At 65.7% G+C, this 19065-nt stretch carries 16 protein-coding genes; 13 read left to right on the top strand and 3 right to left on the bottom strand.

The features are described 5' to 3' along the window. Positions 1 to 54: 54 nt before the first annotated feature. From ntrB to QJT82_RS07725, 4 genes are all read left to right on the top strand, one after another. The gene (gene ntrB, locus QJT82_RS07740) at positions 55 to 957 is read left to right on the top strand and encodes a nitrate ABC transporter permease (RefSeq protein ID WP_028338858.1); all 903 of its coding nucleotides are present in this window, start codon (positions 55 to 57) and stop codon (positions 955 to 957) included. 10 nt (positions 958 to 967) lie between these two features. Further along, a complete protein-coding gene (locus QJT82_RS07735) occupies positions 968 to 1762 on the top strand; it encodes an ABC transporter ATP-binding protein (protein WP_028338857.1) in 795 nt (264 codons plus the stop codon). 105 nt (positions 1763 to 1867) lie between these two features. Further along, entirely contained in the window at positions 1868 to 2293 is a 426-nt protein-coding gene (locus QJT82_RS07730; RefSeq protein ID WP_028338856.1) for a globin family protein, read from the top strand. Between the two features lie 230 nt (positions 2294 to 2523). Then, positions 2524 to 3423: an SMP-30/gluconolactonase/LRE family protein gene (locus QJT82_RS07725; RefSeq protein WP_028338855.1), complete on the top strand. Its 900-nt coding sequence runs from the start codon at positions 2524 to 2526 to the stop codon at positions 3421 to 3423. A gap of 94 nt (positions 3424 to 3517) precedes the next feature. Here the strand turns inward: QJT82_RS07725 and QJT82_RS07720 are convergent, their stop codons facing one another. Next, the gene (locus tag QJT82_RS07720; RefSeq protein ID WP_028338854.1) at positions 3518 to 4603 is read right to left on the bottom strand and encodes a substrate-binding domain-containing protein; all 1086 of its coding nucleotides are present in this window, start codon (positions 4601 to 4603) and stop codon (positions 3518 to 3520) included. Between the two features lie 117 nt (positions 4604 to 4720). Here QJT82_RS07720 and QJT82_RS07715 point away from each other — a divergent pair, with 117 nt between their 5' ends. The 9 genes from QJT82_RS07715 (at position 4721) to QJT82_RS07675 (ending at position 16658) form a co-directional block, all read left to right on the top strand. Further along, positions 4721 to 6205 carry an aldehyde dehydrogenase family protein gene (locus tag QJT82_RS07715; RefSeq protein ID WP_028338853.1) on the top strand — a complete coding sequence of 495 codons (1485 nt, stop codon included), beginning with the start codon at positions 4721 to 4723 and terminating at the stop codon, positions 6203 to 6205. Between the two features lie 240 nt (positions 6206 to 6445). Continuing rightward, positions 6446 to 7285, top strand: a complete 840-nt coding sequence (locus tag QJT82_RS07710) for an aldo/keto reductase (RefSeq protein ID WP_028338852.1) — start codon at positions 6446 to 6448, stop codon at positions 7283 to 7285. A 242-nt stretch (positions 7286 to 7527) separates the two neighbouring features. Continuing rightward, positions 7528 to 8472 carry a DMT family transporter gene (locus QJT82_RS07705; protein ID WP_196238120.1) on the top strand — a complete coding sequence of 315 codons (945 nt, stop codon included), beginning with the start codon at positions 7528 to 7530 and terminating at the stop codon, positions 8470 to 8472. A gap of 239 nt (positions 8473 to 8711) precedes the next feature. Beyond that, positions 8712 to 11009 (top strand): autotransporter-associated beta strand repeat-containing protein, encoded by a 2298-nt coding sequence (locus tag QJT82_RS07700; RefSeq protein ID WP_245288628.1) that lies wholly within the window; start codon positions 8712 to 8714, stop codon positions 11007 to 11009. Further along, complete coding sequence (locus tag QJT82_RS07695) at positions 11006 to 12601, top strand: autotransporter outer membrane beta-barrel domain-containing protein (protein WP_051447713.1); 1596 nt, start codon at positions 11006 to 11008, stop codon at positions 12599 to 12601. Before QJT82_RS07700 ends, QJT82_RS07695 begins: the two co-directional genes overlap by 4 nt. A 117-nt stretch (positions 12602 to 12718) precedes the next feature. Next, positions 12719 to 13801, top strand: a complete 1083-nt coding sequence (locus QJT82_RS07690; RefSeq protein WP_028338850.1) for a zinc-binding dehydrogenase — start codon at positions 12719 to 12721, stop codon at positions 13799 to 13801. A 107-nt stretch (positions 13802 to 13908) separates the two neighbouring features. Beyond that, positions 13909 to 14667, top strand: coding sequence for an SDR family oxidoreductase (locus QJT82_RS07685; RefSeq protein WP_028338849.1), 759 nt, complete (start codon positions 13909 to 13911; stop codon positions 14665 to 14667). 16 nt (positions 14668 to 14683) lie between these two features. Then, complete coding sequence (locus QJT82_RS07680) at positions 14684 to 15931, top strand: FAD-dependent oxidoreductase (RefSeq protein WP_155258341.1); 1248 nt, start codon at positions 14684 to 14686, stop codon at positions 15929 to 15931. Positions 15932 to 15989: 58 nt separating this feature from the next. Further along, entirely contained in the window at positions 15990 to 16658 is a 669-nt protein-coding gene (locus QJT82_RS07675; protein WP_028338847.1) for an amino acid ABC transporter permease, read from the top strand. Between the two features lie 217 nt (positions 16659 to 16875). On the opposite strand, the gene QJT82_RS07670 is transcribed toward QJT82_RS07675, so the two are convergent. Together QJT82_RS07670 and ppk2 are read right to left on the bottom strand one after the other, a co-directional pair. Next, positions 16876 to 17754, bottom strand: coding sequence for a transporter substrate-binding domain-containing protein (locus tag QJT82_RS07670; RefSeq protein WP_028338846.1), 879 nt, complete (start codon positions 17752 to 17754; stop codon positions 16876 to 16878). Between the two features lie 266 nt (positions 17755 to 18020). Then, the gene (gene ppk2, locus QJT82_RS07665; protein WP_051447716.1) at positions 18021 to 18884 is read right to left on the bottom strand and encodes a polyphosphate kinase 2; all 864 of its coding nucleotides are present in this window, start codon (positions 18882 to 18884) and stop codon (positions 18021 to 18023) included. Between the last annotated feature and the right edge of the window lie 181 nt (positions 18885 to 19065).

The following is a 19065-nucleotide window of genomic DNA, read 5'->3' as shown; positions in this document are numbered from 1 at the left end:
CGAGCCGCGCGAGCAGTGCGGCTCTCCCTTTTTGACCACGGAGATTTTCGTTCAATGTCGATGCCTGCCATGAAGACCGAAGTGTCGGCGATGGCGATCCCGCCGGCCACTGCCGCGGCGCCGGTCGTGACCATAACGCCGAAGCGCGCGCCGCGCGCCGAGGCCTACGCCAGGATGGCGAAGGAGACCGCGGCGCGTGTGGTGCCGCCGCTGATCGTGGTCGCGCTGCTGCTGGTGGTGTGGGAGCTGATCTGCCGGCGCGCCGGCTCCAGCCTGCCGCCGCCGTCAAAGGTGTTCAAGGACACCAAGGAGCTGATCCTCGATCCGTTCTTCGACAATGGCGGCATCGACAAGGGCCTGTTCTGGCACCTCTCCGCCAGCCTGCAGCGCGTCGCCTACGGCTATTCGCTCGCGGCGATCGCGGGCATCGCGCTCGGCACGCTGGTCGGACAATCGGTCTGGGCGATGCGCGGGCTCGATCCGCTGTTCCAGGTGCTGCGCACGATTCCGCCGCTGGCGTGGCTGCCGCTGTCGCTGGCCGCATTCCGCGACGGCCAGCCCTCGGCGATCTTCGTGATCTTCATCACCTCGGTGTGGCCGATCATTATCAACACCGCGGTCGGCATCCGCAACATCCCGCAGGACTACCGCAACGTCGCGGCCGTCGTGCAGCTCAATCCGCTGGAGTTCTTCACCAAGATCATGATCCCGGCGGCTGCGCCCTACATGTTCACCGGCCTGCGCATCGGCATCGGCCTGTCCTGGCTCGCGATCGTCGCCGCGGAAATGCTGATCGGCGGCGTCGGCATCGGATTCTTCATCTGGGATGCGTGGAATTCCTCGCATATCAGCGAAATCATCCTGGCGCTGTTCTATGTCGGCATCATCGGCTTCGTGCTCGACCGCCTGATCGCGGGGCTGGGCAAGATCGTGACCCGCGGCACGGCGGCGAACTGAGGAGAAAGTCATGCAGGCCTATCTGAAGCTCGATCACATCGACAAGACCTTCATCCGCGGCAACGCCACCACGGAGGTGTTGAAGGACATCAACCTGACGATCGAGAAGGGCGAATACGTCTCGATCATCGGCCATTCCGGTTGCGGCAAGTCGACCCTGCTCAACATCGTCGCCGGCCTCACCGGCGCCACCAATGGCGGTGTGCTGCTGGAGAACCGCGAGGTCAATTCGCCGGGACCGGATCGGGCCGTGGTGTTCCAGAACCACAGCCTGCTGCCGTGGCTCACCGTCTACGAGAACGTCAAGCTCGGCGTCGACAAGGTGTTTGCAAGGACCAAGAGCAGGGCCGAGCGCGACGCCTGGGTGATGCACAATCTCAGCCTGGTGCAGATGGCGCATGCCAAGGACAAGCGGCCGAGCGAGATCTCGGGCGGCATGAAGCAGCGCGTCGGCATCGCGCGTGCGCTCGCGATGGAGCCGAAGGTGCTGCTGCTCGACGAGCCGTTCGGCGCACTCGACGCGCTGACGAGGGCGCATCTGCAGGATTCGGTGATGGCGCTGCACCAGAAGCTCGGCAACACCATCCTGATGATCACCCACGACGTCGACGAGGCCGTGCTGCTGTCGGACCGCATCGTCATGATGACCAACGGTCCGAGCGCGCGGATCGGCGAGGTGCTCGAGGTGCCGTTGGCGCGCCCGCGCAAGCGGCTCGAGCTTGCGACCAACGCGGGCTACCTGAAGTGCCGGCAGCGCGTGCTCGAATTTCTCTATGAGCGCCACAGCTTCGTCGAGGCGGCGTGATGATCACGTCGACGGCAAGCGCGTTTCCGCTCTGAACCGAAACGCCGGATGCGGCTACCAATGCTCGCATTTTGCAGAGTCATTCCAGAACCAGGGAGAGTCGAGATGAATCCGGCCCAGATCAAGCTGGTTCAGGAAAGCTTTGGCAAGGTCGCGCCGATCTCGGAGCAGGCCGCGGTCATTTTCTACGATCGCTTGTTCGAAGTCGCGCCCGCCGTGAGGGCGATGTTTCCGGCCGACATGAAGGAGCAGCGCAAGAAATTGATGACGACGCTTGCCGTCGTCGTGAACGGGCTGAGCAATCTTGATACGATCCTGCCGGCCGCGAGTGCGCTGGCCAAGCGGCATGTCGGCTATGGCGCCAAGCCCGAGCATTATCCGGTGGTCGGCGGCGCATTGTTGTGGACGCTGGAGAAGGGGCTCGGCGAAGCCTGGACGCCTGACGTCGCCGCCGCATGGACCGCGGCCTACGGCACGCTGTCCGGCTACATGATCTCGGAAGCCTATGGCTCGGCGCAGCCGGCCGAATAGGAAAACGTCGTAAGCACGGGACGGCTGTCCAACCGTCATTGCGAGAAACGAAGTGACGAAGCAATCCATCTTGCCACGCGTGGAGGTATGGATTGCTTCGCGGAGCCTGTCATCGGGCGCGCGTTCGCGCGACCCGTTGGCTCGCAATGACGTGGTGGGCTTTGGGGTATTCGACGGCGCCAGCAATCTTCTCTATGGTCCGCCCCGCTCCGCCAACGGGTGAACCAACAATGATGTTCCTGGAAACGCCGCCGAAACTGATCCCGACCGAAATCTTCTCCGCCGTGCCGGCCGAATTCCGCCGCAGGATGGCGAGCGAATGGGCCGACGCCAACCGCCCGGGCGCGGTGACCGATTGCTTCATCGAGGGACCGTCGTTCGATGCCGATGGCAATCTCTACATCGTCGACATCCCGTTCGGCCGCATCTTCAGGATCGCGCCTGACAAGTCATGGTCACAGGTCGCCGAATATGACGGCTGGCCGAACGGGCTGAAGATCGATGCGATGGGCCGCATCCTGATCGCCGACTATCGGCACGGCCTGATGGAGCTCGATGCGAGGTCCGGCGAGGTCACGCCCCTGCTGCGCTCGCGCAATTCGGAATCGTTCCGCGGCTGCAACGACCTGCACATCGCCTCGAACGGCGACATCTATTTCACCGATCAGGGCCAGACCGGGTTGCACGATCCGACCGGCCGCGTCTATCGACTGCGGGTGAATGGAGCGCTCGACTGCCTGATCGACACCGGCATCAGCCCGAACGGCCTGGTGCTCGATCCGCACGAGGCAGTCCTGTTCGTCGCCATGACGCGCGACAATGCGGTCTGGCGCGCGCCGTTCATGAAGGACGGCAGCGTTTCCAAGGTCGGCCGCTTCTGCTCGCTGTTCGGCCCGAGCGGGCCCGACGGCATGACGATGGACGCCGCCGGTCGGCTGTTCGTCGCGCACGCCTCGCTCGGTCATGTCTTCGTGTTTGCGCCGAACGGCGAGTGCATCGCGCGGATCAAGTCCTGCGCCGGACCGAGCTGCACCAACGTCGCGATCGGCGGCGCCAACCGCGACCGTCTCTACATCACGGAATCGGTGACAGGCTCGATGCTGGTCGCCGACATCGGCGGTCTCGGCTAGATATCTTCGTGTCTGTCGATCCTCGTCATCGCCCCTGGCGCGAGTCCCGAAGGATCGACGGCGATCAGGTCGGCCGCCGCCGGGCGTGGCCTGATCAGCGGTCCGAATGCAGCTTCTCGAGAAACTCCTTCACGCCGCTGACGGCGCCGGTGCTGGAGGCGACATAGCCGGGAAGGGCGCCCACCGCCTTGTGAAACTCGCTGCTCTTCATGATGTCGAGCACGCGCTGCATCGGCTCGGTCTCGAGGAAGGCGCGCTTGCACACGAAGAAATAATCTTCCGTGAGCAGGCGGATGAAATCGAGCCCGAACTGCCGCGCGGCAGCCTCGACGCCGAAGCTCGCATCCGCCATGCCGCTGGCGACATAGGCGGCGACCGCGGCATGGGTGAACTCCATGTGCTGGGCGCCGTTGATCCGCCCTTCCGGGATCTTGTGCAGCGCCAGCAATTGATCGAACAGCAGCCGCGTGCCGGAATCATGGTCGCGGTTGACGAAACGGGCCTTGCGCTCGACCAGGTCCTTCAGCGACGTGATCTTCAGCGGGTTGCCGCGCTTGACCATCAGGCCCATCTCACGCGTCACGAAATTGATGACGCGGTCCTCGCGCGGATCGAGCCATTCGCGGCAGGCCTTGATGCCCTGCGCGCGCAATTCGCCGCGCGGCAGGTGCACGCCGGAGAGATCGCACGCGCCCTGCGCCAGCGAGACCAGCGAGTTCTGGTTGCTGACATAGCGCAGATCGACGCCGACGCCGCCCGCGCGGTCGAGGAACTCGCGCAGCTTGGACACCGCAAAGCCGTGGCTGGCATGGACCCGGATCACTGACGGTCGCTGCTCGAGAAACGGCTTGATCTCCGTGACCAGTTCCTGCGCGAGGTTCTCGAGATGCAGCCCGAGCCGCGCCTGCATGCGCTCGCCGGCCCACACCAGCTTCTCGCCGAATGGCGTCAGCTTCGAGCCCTTGCCGCGCTGGGTCTCCACCAGCGGTACGCCGAAGAAGGCGGTCCATTGCTCGATCAGGTTCCAGACATGGCGATAGGACAGCTGCGCGTCGTTGGCGGCGCTGGTGATCTTCCCGGTCTTCCTGATCTCGTTGAGGATGCCGAGCATCACGACCGCGGTCTGCGGGCTGTCCTCTTTCCGGAATCGCCAGACGGTCTCGATCTCGATCTGCAGCATCGTGGTCACCAATTATGAAATTGAATTCATATCTTGGCATGCCAATAGGCACAAGATATCATATTTACTGCTGATCAAAGCCTCCTACGTTGAGCGACAACACCAGGAGGAAATATGATGTCCGTTGCATATGACTATGAGCGTGACGCCCGCCGCGCCCCGACCGTCAGGGACGAATTGCTGCTGATCGACGGCGCCCGCGTCCGTTCGCTGTCCGGAAACACCTTCAAGTCGCTCAATCCCGCCACCGAGCAGGTGATCGCGACGATTGCCGAAGGCAACGAGGCGGATGTCGACCGTGCCGTGGCGGCCGCCCGCCGCGCCTTCGAGGGGCCGTGGCGCACCATGCGCGCGGCCGAGCGTGGCCACATTCTGCTCCGATGGGCCGAGCTGCTGAAGCAGCACGCCGATGAAATCGCAGCGCTCGAGAGCCTCGATGCCGGCAAGCCGATATCGGCGGTGCTGCGCCAGGATTTTCCGGCCGCCATCGACACGCTGACCTATTACGCCGGCTGGGCCGACAAGATCAGCGGCGATGTGGTCTCGGCGCGCGACGACGCGCTGACCTATACGGTGCGCGAGCCGGTCGGCGTGGTCGCCGCGATCGTGCCGTGGAATTTCCCGCTGATGATCGGCATATGGAAGCTCGCGCCGGCGCTCGCCTGCGGCTGCACGGTGGTGATGAAGCCGGCCGAGCTGACCTCGTTGTCGGCGCTCAGGATCGGCGAGCTCGCGCTCGAGGCCGGACTGCCGAAGGGCGTGCTCAACATCGTGACCGGTCCCGGCCGCATCGTCGGCGATGCGCTGGTCAATCATCCCGACGTCGACAAGGTGACGTTCACCGGCTCGCCCGGCGTCGGCCGCGGCATCATGAAGGGAGCCGCCGGCAACTTCAAACGCGTCTCGCTCGAGCTCGGCGGCAAGTCCGCCAATGTGATCTTCGACGATGCCAATCTCGAAGCCGCTGCCAAGGCCGCGGCTGCCGGAATCTTCTTCAACGCCGGGCAAGTTTGCTCGGCCGGCTCGCGCGTGCTGGTGCAGGAGAGCGCCTATGACGAGGTGGTCGAGCGTCTGGTCGCCCGCGCCGAGGCGTTGCGGATCGGCGATCCCGCCGATCGCGCCACCGCGCTCGGGCCGGTCATCTCCGAGAAGCAGATGCGCTCGATCCTCGATTATGTCGAGATCGGCAAACATGAGGGCGCGCTGCTGGCCACCGGCGGCGCGCGGGTCGGCGACCGCGGCTATTTCATCAGCCCCGCGGTGTTCGCCAACGTCGCGCACGAGATGCGCATCTCGCAGGAGGAGATTTTTGGCCCCGTCGTCAGCGTGATCAAGTTCAAGGACGAGGCCGATGCGCTGCGCATCGCCAACGGCACCGCCTACAGCCTCGCCGCCGGCGTCTGGAGCGCCGATATGGGCCGCGTGCAGCGCTTCGCCAAAAAGGCCCGCGCCGGCACGGTGTGGATCAATACCTATGGCTACACCGATGTGCGGTTGCCGTGGGGCGGCGAGCGCGACTCCGGCCTCGGCCGCGAGCACGGCACCGCCGCGCTCGATAACTTTACCGAGCCGAAGGCGGTGTGGATGAATCTCAACGTTTGACGCGCGTCGAGAGACGCGAGAGCGCGCGTCACAAAACAGCTGTCGTCCCGGCGAAGGCCGGGACCCATAACCACGAATATCTGTTGTTGCACACGGGTGGGATGACGAGTCCCGCCAACAACGACTGCTGCGGAGTATGGGTCCCGGCCTTCGCCGGGACGACGATGTGGAGACATGGTCGTCCGTTTGCTTTATCGTCCTGCGCGGGGGCTACAAGCGAACACGCGGAACGAGGCGATCGTGCAGACAAAAAAATTCGGCGACAACGGCCCGCAGGTCTCGGTGATCGGGCAGGGCACCTGGTATCTCGATCGCGGTGACCGCAAGGCGGCCGTCGCTGCGCTGAAGCGCGGCATCGATGCCGGCATGACGCATATCGACACCGCCGAGATGTATGGCGACGCCGAGCTTGTGATCGCGGATGCGATCGCCGGCCGCCGCGACGAAACGTTCCTGGTCTCGAAGGTCTTGCCGAGCAACGCCTCGCGGCGCGGCACCATCACCGCCTGCGAGCGCTCGCTGAAGCGGCTGAAGACCGATCGCCTCGATTGCTATCTGCTGCACTGGCGCGGAACCACTCCGCTCGCAGAGACGGTCGCGGCGTTCGACGAATTGATCGCGGCGGGCAAGATCCGCGCCTGGGGCGTCAGCAATTTCGACACCGAGGATCTCGACGAAGTGCTCGATGTCGCGGGTGAGGGTACGATCGCCTGCAACCAGGTGCTCTACCATCTGCAGGAGCGCGCCATCGAGCACGCCGTGATTCCGTGGTGCGAGCAGCACGGCGTCGCCGTCGTCGCCTACTCGCCGTTCGGTCACAATGATTTTCCCTCGCCGTCGAGCAGGGCCGGCGCGGTGCTGCAATCGATCGCGCAGGCGCACAAGGCGACACCGCGCCAGGTCACGCTGAGCTTCCTCACGCGGCTGCCGTCGGTGCTCGCGATTCCGAAGGCGTCGAACGCGGAACACGCGGCGGAGAACGCTGCCGCCGGCACGCTCAAGCTCAGCGCCGAGGAACTCGCCGCGCTCGATGCCGCGTTCCCGCGCGGGCCGAAACCACGCTCGCTGCCGATGCTCTGAGCGAGAGCGGTTCACTTCGCTCCAGACAGTTCTTAACAAACTGTTGCAGTTGCGGCGGCACACAGCCTGCGGCGGGCGGTCGCGCGCGCTGGTGCATATCGGAGTCCCGTTTTCGGGCATTGTTCTCGCGGCGGAATTGGCGTTTTGTACGATCAGCAGATTCCCTTTATTTTGCCTTCGAGATTGCCGTGACACCGCCCCCCGCAGCCGTGGCCGCCAGGCTGGACAGCGTTCCCCTTTCATTGCCTGCCAAGACCGCGCCCGCAGCGACAAGCAAGGCGCCCGCCCGCACCGACCGGCCGTTCAAGGGTATCGCGCTGGTCCTGCTGTCGACCGTGTTCCTGGGCACCTCCGACGTCACGGCAAAATATCTCTCCTCCACGCTGCCCTCGATCGAGATCGCCTGGATCCGCTTCCTGGTGTTCGCGATGATCATGACGCCGGCGATGCTGCCGGGCTCGCCGCTGTTCGCGCTGCGCAGCAGCCGTCCCGGGCTGCACGTGCTGCGCGGCGCCGCGCTGCTCGGTTCCTCGCTGATCTTCATCACGGGGCTCGGCTTCCTGCCGATCGCCGAAGCCTCGGCCACCAGCTTCGTCTCGCCGCTGTTCGTCACCGCGCTGTCGATCGCGTTCCTCGGTGAGAGGGTCGGCATGCGACGCTGGATCGCGACCGCGGTCGGCCTCGCCGGCGTGTTCATCATCCTGCGGCCGGGCACCAGCGCGTTCCATCCCGCCGCGATTTTCCCGCTCGTCTCGGCGCTGGCCTGGGCCGGCACGCTGATCCTGACGCGCATGATGAGCGGCAGCGAGCGCCCGATCACGGTGATGACCTATTCGTCCATTGTCGGCGTCGCCATCGTCAGCGCGCTGGTGCCGTTCGTCTGGGTCACGCCGAGCTGGCACGACATCATGTTCGGCATCCTGATCGGTGTTGCGTCCACCGTCGGACAGTGGATCGTGGTGCTGGCATTCCGCTATGGCGATGCCTCGGTGCTGGCGCCGTTCTCCTACACGCAGCTGCTGTGGGTCAGCATCCTCGGCTTCCTGATCTTCGGCGAAGTGCCCGACAGCTGGACCATCCTCGGCGCCGGCTTCATCGTCGCCTCGGGCCTCTACACCGCGCATCGCGAGCGCGTCCGACGGTCGCAGCTGCTGACCGTGGCCAGCGAGCCGTCGCCGAACGCCTGACCAGAGTACCAAGAATCGTGCGCTGGTTGCGAGGCCAGCCTCCGCTAGCGTTGCGGGTGTACAACAGTGGGGCCGAAACTTCGACCTCCGGAAGCTGAATCGAAGGATTTCGGACACAATCAACAATCGCGCGTTTGGCAACATGCTAATCTCGCCCCAAGAGCGCCGTAGAGCGTTTGGGGGCAGTTCACGTGCATTTTGGTTCGGTCTTTTTTTCGTTTGCTCGGCAGTTTCGCGGTGTGCTGGCTTCGGCAGTCTGCGTCTCGGCGGCTGCAAGCCTGTTGCCGTCCAGTTCGGCACAAGCCCAGAGCTTCACCTGGGGCGGCAGCGGTAGCACAACGAGCAGTGCCGACTACCAGCTCCCGACCAACTGGTCGACGACGTCGCCCGGCGCGCCGCCGATCCTCCCGACCCAATCCGCCATTTTCGATTCGACGGGATCGGCGACGGTCACGATCGGCGCTGGCCCGATGCTGCTGGACTCGTGGACCTTCACCGCCAATTCGCAGTCGTACACGATCAGCGGCAACCCGGTTAACTTCGCCTTGACGGGGCCGAGCGGCGGCCTGATCAACCGGGCCAACAGCGGCCAGACCATCACCATCAGTGCGAACATCAACGACGGGCTTGCGCCCGGCGTGATGGTGCAGCAGCTCGGCAACAGCACGCTGGTGCTCGCGGGCACCAATGCCTATTCCGGCGGCACGCTGATCTCCGCCGGCACCGTGCAGGTGACGAATGCGGATTCGGTCGGCACCGGCACTATCACGCTCAATGGCGGCACGTTCCAGATGCAGTCGCCGACGGTCTCGAGCGTCGCCTTCGCCAACAACATCGCGGTCAATGCGGCCGGCGGAACGGTCGATGCGAACGGCGCCCAGGTCAATCTCCAGGGCGTGATCGCCGACGGTGCCGGCGCCGGCGTTCTGCGCCTGATCGATTCGTCGGCGTCCGGTTTCTCCAACGTGCAGCTCTCCGGCGCCAACACCTATTCCGGCGGAACGCTGGTGGTCGATACGACCGTTGTCGTAGGCAACAACGGCTCGGTCGGGTCGGGCACCGTCACGCTCGACAATGCCTCGTTTCAGGCCGACGGCCTCGGCAACCTGACGTTCGCCAACAACTTCAAGATCAATACGTCCGCCATCGGCAGCGCGATCGACGCCAATGGCGTCACGCTCACGATCGCCGGCAACATCGCCGACGGCAACGGCCCCGGCAAGCTGACGGTGCTGGACAATTCGGGCGGCCTCGGCCGCGTGGTGCTAACAGGCACCAACACCTACACCGGCGGCACCACGATCTGCGATTGCGCGACCTTGCAACTCGGCGACGCCAGCCACGCCGCCTCGATCGTCGGCGAGGTCGCGGTCGACGGCAAGTTCGACATCGTCAATGCCAACACGGCCGGAATCACCAAGATCGTCAACGACGGCTTCAACGGGATCGCCACCACGACGTTCTACAATTCCACCACGGCGTCGACGGCGACGATCGTCAACCAGAATTTCGGCATCACGGAGTTTCGCGACAGCAGCACCGCGGGCAATGCCACCGTGAGCAACACCAATGGTGCGCTCACGATCTTCCGCGACACCAGTTCTGCCGGCAACGCCAGATTCACCAACACCAACGGCGGCACTGTGGTGTTCGGCGACGCGTTTGGTCCTCCCGGCGGCTCCGACACCAGCACGGCCGCCAAGGCCGTGATCGACAATTCCAACGGCGGTGCCGCGGTGTTTCTGGGCCACACCAATGCGGAGCAAGCCACCATCACCAACGGCACCAATGGCGGCTCGACACAGTTTTTCGAGTCCTCATCCGCGGCTTCGGCAACCATCGTCACGCTCGCGGGCGGTCAGGTCGCCTTTTTCCAGAACAGCACGGCGGCAAACGCCAGCTTCGACAACAGCGGCGTGCTCTATTTCGGATCTGGCGGTTTCAACCCGGTGGAGGCGCCGACCGCGGCCAACGCGACGATCGTCAATCGGGACGGCAGCGTTCTCCAGTTCGATGCCTATGCCACCGCGGGCAATGCGACCATCGACAACCAGGCCGGCAGCCAACACATCTTCACGGCGTTCGCTACGGCGGGCGATGCCACCATTACCACCGAAGCCGGCAGCACCATCAAGTTCTTCAACAACGCGACCGGCGGCAACGCACAGTTCATCACCAACGGCACCGGACTGGTCGATTTCTCGCTCAGCACGGGGCTGAACGGCGACGGGCGCATCACCGCGGGTTCGATCGCAGGCTCCGGCTTTTACTATATCGGCTCAGGCAACACCCTCGTCGTTGGCAGCAATAATCTCTCGACGGCGCTCAGCGGCGTGCTTGCCGACTTCGATCCGTTGAACCCATTCCATATCTGTGGCTGCTTCGGCGGTGGCCGCACCGGTCCTGCCAATTTCGAGAAGACCGGCAGCGGCACCCTGACGCTGTCCGGCGTCAACAGCTATACCGGCACCACGACGGTCAACGGCGGCATTCTTCAGGTCGACGGCTCATCGCCTCGTCGAGCCTCACCACGGTGAATGCCGGCGGAGCGCTGTCCGGCGTCGGCACCGTCGGCAACACGACGATTGCAAGCGGCGGCATCCTGATGCCCGGCAAAGCGACGCCTGGCACATTCCTGAACGTGGCGGGCAACCTCGCCTTCCAGTCCGGTGCACTTTATCTCGTCGGGCTCAATTCGACGGCGTCCACCCTGGCCAAGGTGAGCGGCAGCGCGACGCTGGCCGGATCGGTCGGCGTCCGCGTCGCCGCCGGCAGTACGATCGCCAAGCGATACACCATCCTGTCGGCGGCCGGCGGCCGCAGCGGCACGTTTGCGGGTGTCGATTCAACCGGGCTGCCGTCGAACCTCGTCGCGACGCTCGGCTATGACGCGAGCAACGCCTATCTCAACTTCGCGCTCGATTACGGCGCGAAGTCGAAGCTGAACGTCAATCAGCAGAACGTCGCCACCACGGTGCAGAACTTCTTCAACGCCAATGGCGGCATCAACGCGGTGTTCGCCGGGCTGTCGCCGAACGGCCTGACGCAGGCCTCGGGCGAAGGCGCGACCGGCTCGCAGCAGGCGACATTCAACGCGATGGGCATGTTCCTGGGACTGCTGACCGATCCGTTTGTTGCCGGGCGTGACGGTGGCTTCGGTGGCGGCGCGGGGGCGACGCCGTTCGCCGAGGAGAGCACGCCGCTCGCCTATGCGGCGCGCAAGACCGAGCCGCGCGACGCGCTGGCCGCGATCTACACCAAGGCGCCGCCACCGCAGCCGAGCTTCGAGCAGCGCTGGAGCGTATGGGCGGCGGGCTATGGCGGCTCGCAGACCACCAGCGGCAATGCGGTGCTCGGCTCGAACAACACCAGCAGCAGCCTCTATGGCAGCGCGGTCGGCGCCGACTACCGCTTCTCGCCGAACACCATCGCCGGCTTTGCGCTCGCCGGTGGCGCGACCAGCTTCAGCGTCAACGGTCTTGACTGGGGCCGCTCCGATCTGTTCCAGGCCGGCGCGTTCGTTCGCCACAGCGTCGGCGCGGCGTACTTGAGTGCTGCGCTCGCCTATGGCTGGCAGGATGTCACCACCGACCGCATCGTCACCGCGGCCGGCGCCGATCATCTGCGCGCCAACTTCAATGCCAATGCCTGGTCTGGCCGGCTCGAGGGCGGCTATCGCTATGCCACACCGTGGATCGGGCTGACGCCTTACGCGGCGGCCCAGTTCACGAGCTTCGAGCTGCCGGCCTATGCGGAGAGCGTGGTCTCCGGCGGCGGCGCCTTCGCGCTGAATTATGCAGCGAAGAGCGTCACCGACGTCAGGAGCGAACTCGGCCTGCGCTCCGACAAGTCGTTTGCGGTTGACGGCGGCGTCGTGACGCTGCGCGGCCGCGTCGCCTGGGCGCATGACTTCAATCCGGACCGCGCCGTCGGTGCGGTGTTCCAGACGCTGCCCGGCGCGGCCTTCGTGGTCAACGGTGCGGCGCAGGCCAGCGACTCGGCGCTGACCACGGCCTCCGCCGAGCTGAGGTGGCGCAACGGCTGGTCGGCCGCCGCGACCTTCGAAGGCGAATTCTCCAGCGTGACACAGTCTTACGCCGGCAAGGGCGTTATGCGCTATACGTGGTGACCCTCCGTGCTATAGCCTCCTGCGGCGAAAGCTTGTCCCGGACGTGATCCGCGACAGCATTTCGCGGGACGAAATACGCATCAAAATGAGTGGGACAAAACCCACGCGGGAGGGAACATGCGCGCAGCGATCTTCAGGAACGGCGAGATTGTCGTCGACCGGATGCCCGAGCCGAAGCCCGGCGCCGGCCAGGTGCTGGTCAAATCGCTCGCCTGCGGCATCTGCGGCTCCGATCTGCACGCACGCAAGCATGCACACCGCATGGTCGAGCTGAGCAAGTTCCTGCCCGGCCGCACGCCGATGGATCTGTCGCGCGACGTCGTGTTCGGTCACGAATTCTGCTGCGAGGTTCTCGACTACGGCCCGGGCACCACGCGCAAGCTGAAGCCCGGGACGAAAGTGTGCTCGCTGCCGGCGCTGCTGACGCCGGAGGGGCCGAAGGGCATCGGCTATTCCAACGACTATCTCGGCGGCTATGCCGAGCAGATGCTGCTCAGCGAGCCGCTGCTGCTCGAAGTGCCGAACGGGCTTGCGGCCGAGCACGCCGCGCTCACCGAGCCGCTTGCGGTCGGCGTGCATGCGGTGGCGATGGCCAACATCAGGGGCGGCGAGGTGCCGCTGGTGATCGGCTGCGGACCGGTCGGGCTGGCGGTGATTGCGGCGCTGAAGATCAGGGGGCTCGGACCGATCGTTGCCGCCGATTATTCGCCGGCGCGGCGCCTGCTCGCCGAGAAGATGGGCGCCGATGTGGTGGTCGATCCCGCCAAGACGCAGCCCTATGCGAGCTGGGCCGAGCACGCCCAGATGACCGAGGCGGAGAAGGCGGCGCGGCCGCCGATGCAGGCGCTGCTGCCGCCGCTGAAGCCGGCGCTGATTTTCGAATGCGTCGGCGTGCCCGGCGTGCTGCAGCAGGTGTTCGAGGGCGCCCCGCGCAGCGCCCGTGTCGTCGTGGTCGGCGTCTGCATGGAGACCGACAAGTCCGAGCCGATGCTCGGCATCATCAAGGAGCTCAACGTCCAATATGTGCTCGGCTACACGCCCGAGGAGTTTGCCTATTCGCTGCGCCTGATCGCGGAAGGCCAGGTGGATGCCGCATCGCTGGTCACCGGCCGCGTCGGCATCGACGGCGTCGCGCAGGCGTTTGCCGATCTCGCCAATCCCGAGGCGCACACCAAGATCCTGGTCGAGCCGTGGCGCTGATCTGGCGTTGAACCTGGCGCTACACTGACGGCGATCGGTGCGGTTTGCATTTCGTGGCGCCGAACCTATAGTTCGCTGTCTCTTATCGCACTGACTGCACGCACCTCATGCGCGTTTCAATCATCACCGGAGGCGGCTCCGGCATCGGCGCCGCGGTCGCGCGCCGGCTCGCCGGCCCCGATCAATCCCTGATGCTGCACGGACAGGGCATCGAGGCCGCCGGCCTCGCGCGGCTGAATTCGGTTGCGGAGGAATGCCGCAGCAAGGGCGCGAAGGTCGACGTGAGCACCGGCGATCTCGCCAAGGCCGGCGCCGGCACCGCGCTGGTCGCGGCAACGCGGGCCGCGTTCGGGCCGATCGACAGCGTCGTGCACGCCGCGGGCTTTGCCGACCGGCGCGAGTTCGCCAGCCTGCCGCGCGAGGCGCTGGAGCGCGCCTTCGCGGTGATGGCGGCGGCCTTCCATGAAATCGCGGCGGCCGCGCTGTCCGACCTCACGCGCAGCGCGCAAGGCCGCGTCGTCGCGGTGTCGAGCTTCGGGCCGCATCGCTTCGTGCCCGGCGCCACCTATCCGGGATCGGCCGCCGCGAAGGCCGCGCTCGAGGTGCTGGTGAAGTCGCTCGCGATCGAGCTCGCCGCGTCAGGCGCCACCGCCAATGCCGTGATGCCCGGCTACACCCGCAAGGATCCGGGCCTGTTCGGCGCGCTGGATACCGCGACCTGGGAGCGCGTCGCAAAGGCCAATCCGATGCAGCGGCTGGCCGAGCCCGACGAGGTCGCCGCCGTCGTCGCCTTCCTGCTGTCGCCGGAAGCGGGCCACGTCACCGGCGCGACGCTGCCGGTCGATGGCGGCCTGACCTTGATGTGACGGCATGAGCGAGGGCATGGCAGCACAGCAGGTCGATGTCGCCGTGCTTGGCGCAGGCATGGTCGGCGTCTCGGCGGGCCTCGCCGCACGGCAGCGCGGGCTCTCCGTCGTCGTCGTCGATCGCCGCGAGCCCGGCAGCGAAACCTCCTACGGCAATGCCGGCATCATCTCGTCGGGCTCGATCCTGCCGCTCAATACGCCGTCGCTGCTGAAGAACCTGCCGAAATATCTGACCAACGCGCATCCGGCGCTGCGCTGGAACATTGCGTGGGCGCTCGCCAACGCCGGCTGGGTGATGCGCTTCCTCGCAGCCGCTGTACCGTCGCAGACCAAACCGCGCGCCGCCGCGTTGCACGGTCTGATCGGCGCGTCGCTGAAACTGCATCGCGACTGGATCGTGCAGGCCGGCGCCGGCCATCGCATCCGCGAAACCGGCTGGCTCAAGGCCTGGCGCAGCGACGGGCTCGCCGCCGCGCAGGCCGAGCAGGCGGCGCTCGCCGAGTTCGGCATCAGGAGCGAAGTGCTCGATCGCCAGGCGATCTCCGCGCTCGAGCCGAACATCGTCCCTGCCTACAGCACGGGTCTCCTGCACACGCAGACGGCATCGGTCGATTCACCCGGCGCGGTGGTCAAGGCCTACGCACAGATGCTTGCCGCTGGCGGCGGCACGATCAGGCAATCAGGGATCCAGCGGATCGAACCGCACGGCGACGGCTGGCGCGTGCAGCTCGCCGACGGCGAGATCGCCGCGCGCCATGTCGTGGTCGCGCTCGGGCCGTGGTCGGCCGAGCTGCTGCGACCGCTCGGCTATCGCGTGCCGCTGGCGTTCGAGCGCGGCTATCACCAGCACTTCGTGCCGAACCCGGCACGCAAATTGCTGCGGCCGATCCATGACGCGGACGGCGGCTTTCTGATGACGCCGATGGAGCAGGGCGTTCGCGTCACCAGCGGCGTCGAGCTCACCGCGCGCGACGCGCCGTCGAATTTTTCGCAGCTCGAGGCGGTGGTGCCGATGGCGCGCAGCGTGATCGAATTTGGCGATGCGGTCGGCGAGCGCTGGCGCGGCGCGCGGCCGACGCTGCCCGACAGCCTGCCGATGATCGGTAAGGCGCCGCGGCATCGCGGACTCTGGCTCGCCTTCGGCAACCAGCATATCGGCTTCACCACCGGCCCCGGAACGGGCGCCGCAATCGCGGCGATGATCGCGGGCGATGCGCCGCCGTTCGAGGCGCAGGGATTTTCGCCAGACCGGTATATCACGTGACACGCGCGAGGCCGCCTGCGATGTTTGGCGATCAAGCGCGCGGCAACCGAGGGGCAGGATGAACTACGTCTGGGATTTCGGCATCCTCGCCAAGTACAGCCATCTGTTCCGGCTCGGGCTCGGCTGGACCATCGCCTACACCATCGGCACCATCATCCTCGGGACATTGATCGGCCTGATCGTCGGCATGCTGCGGCTGCGGCGCATTCCGGTGATCGACTGGCTCCTGATCGCCTATATCGAATTGTTTCGCTGCACGCCGCTGCTGGTGCAGATCATCTGGTTCTACTACGCGTTTCCGGTGGTGATCGGCGTCAACATCCCGGCGCATGTCGCCGCCGTCAGCGTGCTCTCGCTCTATGGCGGCGCATTCTACGCCGAGATCGTGCGCGGCTCGATCGAGAGCGTGCCGGTCGGGCAGTGGGACGCGGCAAAGGCGCTCGGCTTCCGCGGCTGGCGCCTGATGCGGCTCGTGATCCTGCCGCAGGCGCTGAAGCCGATGATGGCGCCCTATGTCAACCAGTCGGTCACGCAGCTCAAGAACACCTCGCTGGTCTCGATCATCGCGGTGCCCGATCTCGTCTACAACGCGACCTTGATCAACGCCGACACCTACCGGCCGCTCGAGGTCTACACCATCGTGGCGCTGATCTATTTCGCGATCCTGTTCCCCTCGACGCTGGTGGCGAGGCGGCTGGAGCGCGGGCTGACCTACGACAAGGTGTGATCTCTCTTCTCCCTCTCCCCGTTCTTACGGGGTCGAGACAAGCGAAGCTTGCTCTTAGAGGGCAGGGGTGAGAGGCTTCTATCCGGCCAGCAGTTCGCGGCTTGTTGAGCAGTGTGACTTGCCCCTCACCCGGATCGCATCTGCGATGCGATCCGACCTCTCCCCGCGAAAGAGCGGGGAGAGGTGAAGAGGCCGCAGTGTGATCGATAGAGACCCCTCAAATACTCAACTCCACCGGCACGTCCTCCGGCTTGACGCCGGCGAGGCCGAGGCCCTTGACGAACCATTCGCGCATCTGGCCGATGCCGCGGTTGTAGTCGATCCACACCGAGAGGAAATCGCGCCAGCGCTTGTCGGCTTCGCGCCGCACCGCCGTGCCACTCGCGATCGTCACCGACGGCGAGGCCAGGATCTTGTAGGTGCCGAGGTTCGGGTTCTTGGCGATCGCGGTCAGCCCCAGCACCAGCGCGTTGACCACGCAATCGACGCGACCCGACGACATTTCCAGCATCACCTCGTCGCGCGACTTCAGCGACTTGATGGTGGCGTTCGGCGCAAAGCGGCGCGCCACCGCCTCGTTGGCCGAGCCGACGTCGACCGCGATCTTCACCTCGGGCTTGTTGATGTCGGCCCAGGTCTTGGCTTCCAGCCCCTTCTTCAGCATCGCGCCGAACGGATGCGGGAACACCAGATTGGTGAAATCGACAACCAGCGCGCGCTGCGGGGTCGGGTTGAGCGCGAAGCCGAGATCGATCTTGTTGGCCTGCAGATCGAGAATTGAATTGCCGTAGGTCGACTCGACATATTCCAGCTTGACGTCGAGCAGTTTGGCCAGATCGTTGGCCATCTCGATCGAGAATCCGGACCAAGTGCCCGAGGCGAGGTCCTTGTTGAAATAAGGCAGCTCGCCCGGCAGCACCGCGATCCGCAGCACCTTGTTGGCCCGGATGCGATCCAGCGTGTTGTCGGCTGGCGTCTGCGCCGCGGCCGGGGCGGCCATCGCGGCCGCGAGTGCCGCGCCGCTGCCGATCCCGAGCGCATAGCGCAGCGCGTCACGGCGATCTTCGGAAATTGCGATGTCGTCGGATTGAGTCAAGCGGGCCTCCCTGCACCAGATCGGGGGAAGCCTAGCGTCGGTATCCGGTGCCAGCAAGGGCGCGCGCCTGCACCATTGGTAGGCGATCGCGGTGCTCATTTCTTCACCTCGCCCCGCTTGCGGGGAGAGGTCGGATTGCATCGCAGATGCAATCCGGGTGAGGGGCGTCTCCGCGAGTGCAGCGCTCACCGCGTATGCGGAAGCGGCCCCTCACCCCGACCCTCTCCCCGTAAGAACGGGGAGAGGGGGGTGAGAGCCTGCTCCGATCAATACCGTCCCGGCACGTACATCTCCGGCGGGATCGGGCCGCGGTGATAGTCGGGGTTGCGGACCCGCGGCGGCAGCACCACCGGCTGGTGGGTCACCGTCTGATAGGGGATCTGGCTTAGGAGATGCGCGATGCAGTTGAGCCGGGCGCGCTTCTTGTCGACGGCATCGACGATCCACCACGGCGAGTCCTGCAGATGCGTGCGTTCCAGCATCGTCTCCTTGGCCTTGGTGTAGAGCTCCCAGCGGGTCCGCGCCTCGACGTCCATCGGGCTCAGCTTCCACTGCTTCAGCGGATCCTGGATCCGCATCGAGAAGCGGAACGCCTGTTCCTCGTCGGTGATCGAGAACCAGTATTTCAGGAGGACGGTGCCGGAACGGATCAGCATGCGCTCGAAATCCGGCACCGAGTTGAAGAATTCCTCATACTGCTCGTCGCTGCAGAACCCCATCACCTTCTCGACGCCGGCGCGGTTGTACCAGCTGCGGTCGAACAGCACGATCTCGCCGCCGGCCGGCAGATGCGAAACATAGCGCTGGAAGTACCATTGCGTGCGCTCGCGCTCGTTCGGCGCCGGCAGCGCCGCGATCCGGCAGACCCGCGGATTGAGCCGCTGGGTGATGCGCTTGATCACGCCGCCCTTGCCGGCGGAATCGCGGCCCTCGAACAGCACCACGACCTTCTTCTTCTCGTGCTGCACCCAGTCCTGCAGCTTGACCAGCTCGCCCTGCAGCCGCAGCAATTCGCGGAAGTAGAACTTGCGGTCGATCGACGGCTTGCCGGCGGCGCCGTCATGGTCGAGCTCGTCGAGCCTCATGTCGTCGAGCTCGAGCTCGAGTTCCTCGTCGAGGCTGTCGGCCATCTCCTGATGGATGCGGGCGCGCAAGGCTTCGTCGCGCAAGGCTTCGTCCCGCAAGGCTTCATCCCGGGAGGCTTCGTCCCGGGAGGCTTCGTCGGTGAGGGCGGAGGGCGTCATGAAGGTCCGTCTTTCAGTGTGTTAGATGGATCGGACGGCAGCATTGACGGGCGATGTTACCCCTCTA

It is taken from the genome of Bradyrhizobium sp. Mp19, from assembly GCF_029952935.1.
GTDB classification, from domain to species: Bacteria; Pseudomonadota; Alphaproteobacteria; order Rhizobiales; family Xanthobacteraceae; genus Bradyrhizobium; species Bradyrhizobium elkanii.
This window is presented reverse-complemented; position numbering and strand designations above follow the sequence as displayed.

Bases quoted from the DNA above. Each gene is read 5' to 3' on its own strand.
- ntrB (WP_028338858.1), top strand. From the start codon at position 55: ATGTCGATGCCTGCCATGAAGACCGAAGTGTCGGCGATGGCGATCCCG.
- QJT82_RS07735 (WP_028338857.1), top strand. From the start codon at position 968: ATGCAGGCCTATCTGAAGCTCGATCACATCGACAAGACCTTCATCCGC.
- QJT82_RS07730 (WP_028338856.1), top strand. From the start codon at position 1,868: ATGAATCCGGCCCAGATCAAGCTGGTTCAGGAAAGCTTTGGCAAGGTC.
- QJT82_RS07725 (WP_028338855.1), top strand. From the start codon at position 2,524: ATGATGTTCCTGGAAACGCCGCCGAAACTGATCCCGACCGAAATCTTC.
- QJT82_RS07720 (WP_028338854.1), bottom strand. From the start codon at position 4,603: ATGCTGCAGATCGAGATCGAGACCGTCTGGCGATTCCGGAAAGAGGAC.
- QJT82_RS07715 (WP_028338853.1), top strand. From the start codon at position 4,721: ATGTCCGTTGCATATGACTATGAGCGTGACGCCCGCCGCGCCCCGACC.
- QJT82_RS07690 (WP_028338850.1), top strand. From the start codon at position 12,719: ATGCGCGCAGCGATCTTCAGGAACGGCGAGATTGTCGTCGACCGGATG.
- QJT82_RS07685 (WP_028338849.1), top strand. From the start codon at position 13,909: ATGCGCGTTTCAATCATCACCGGAGGCGGCTCCGGCATCGGCGCCGCG.
- QJT82_RS07680 (WP_155258341.1), top strand. From the start codon at position 14,684: ATGGCAGCACAGCAGGTCGATGTCGCCGTGCTTGGCGCAGGCATGGTC.
- QJT82_RS07675 (WP_028338847.1), top strand. From the start codon at position 15,990: ATGAACTACGTCTGGGATTTCGGCATCCTCGCCAAGTACAGCCATCTG.
- ppk2 (WP_051447716.1), bottom strand. From the start codon at position 18,884: ATGGCCGACAGCCTCGACGAGGAACTCGAGCTCGAGCTCGACGACATG.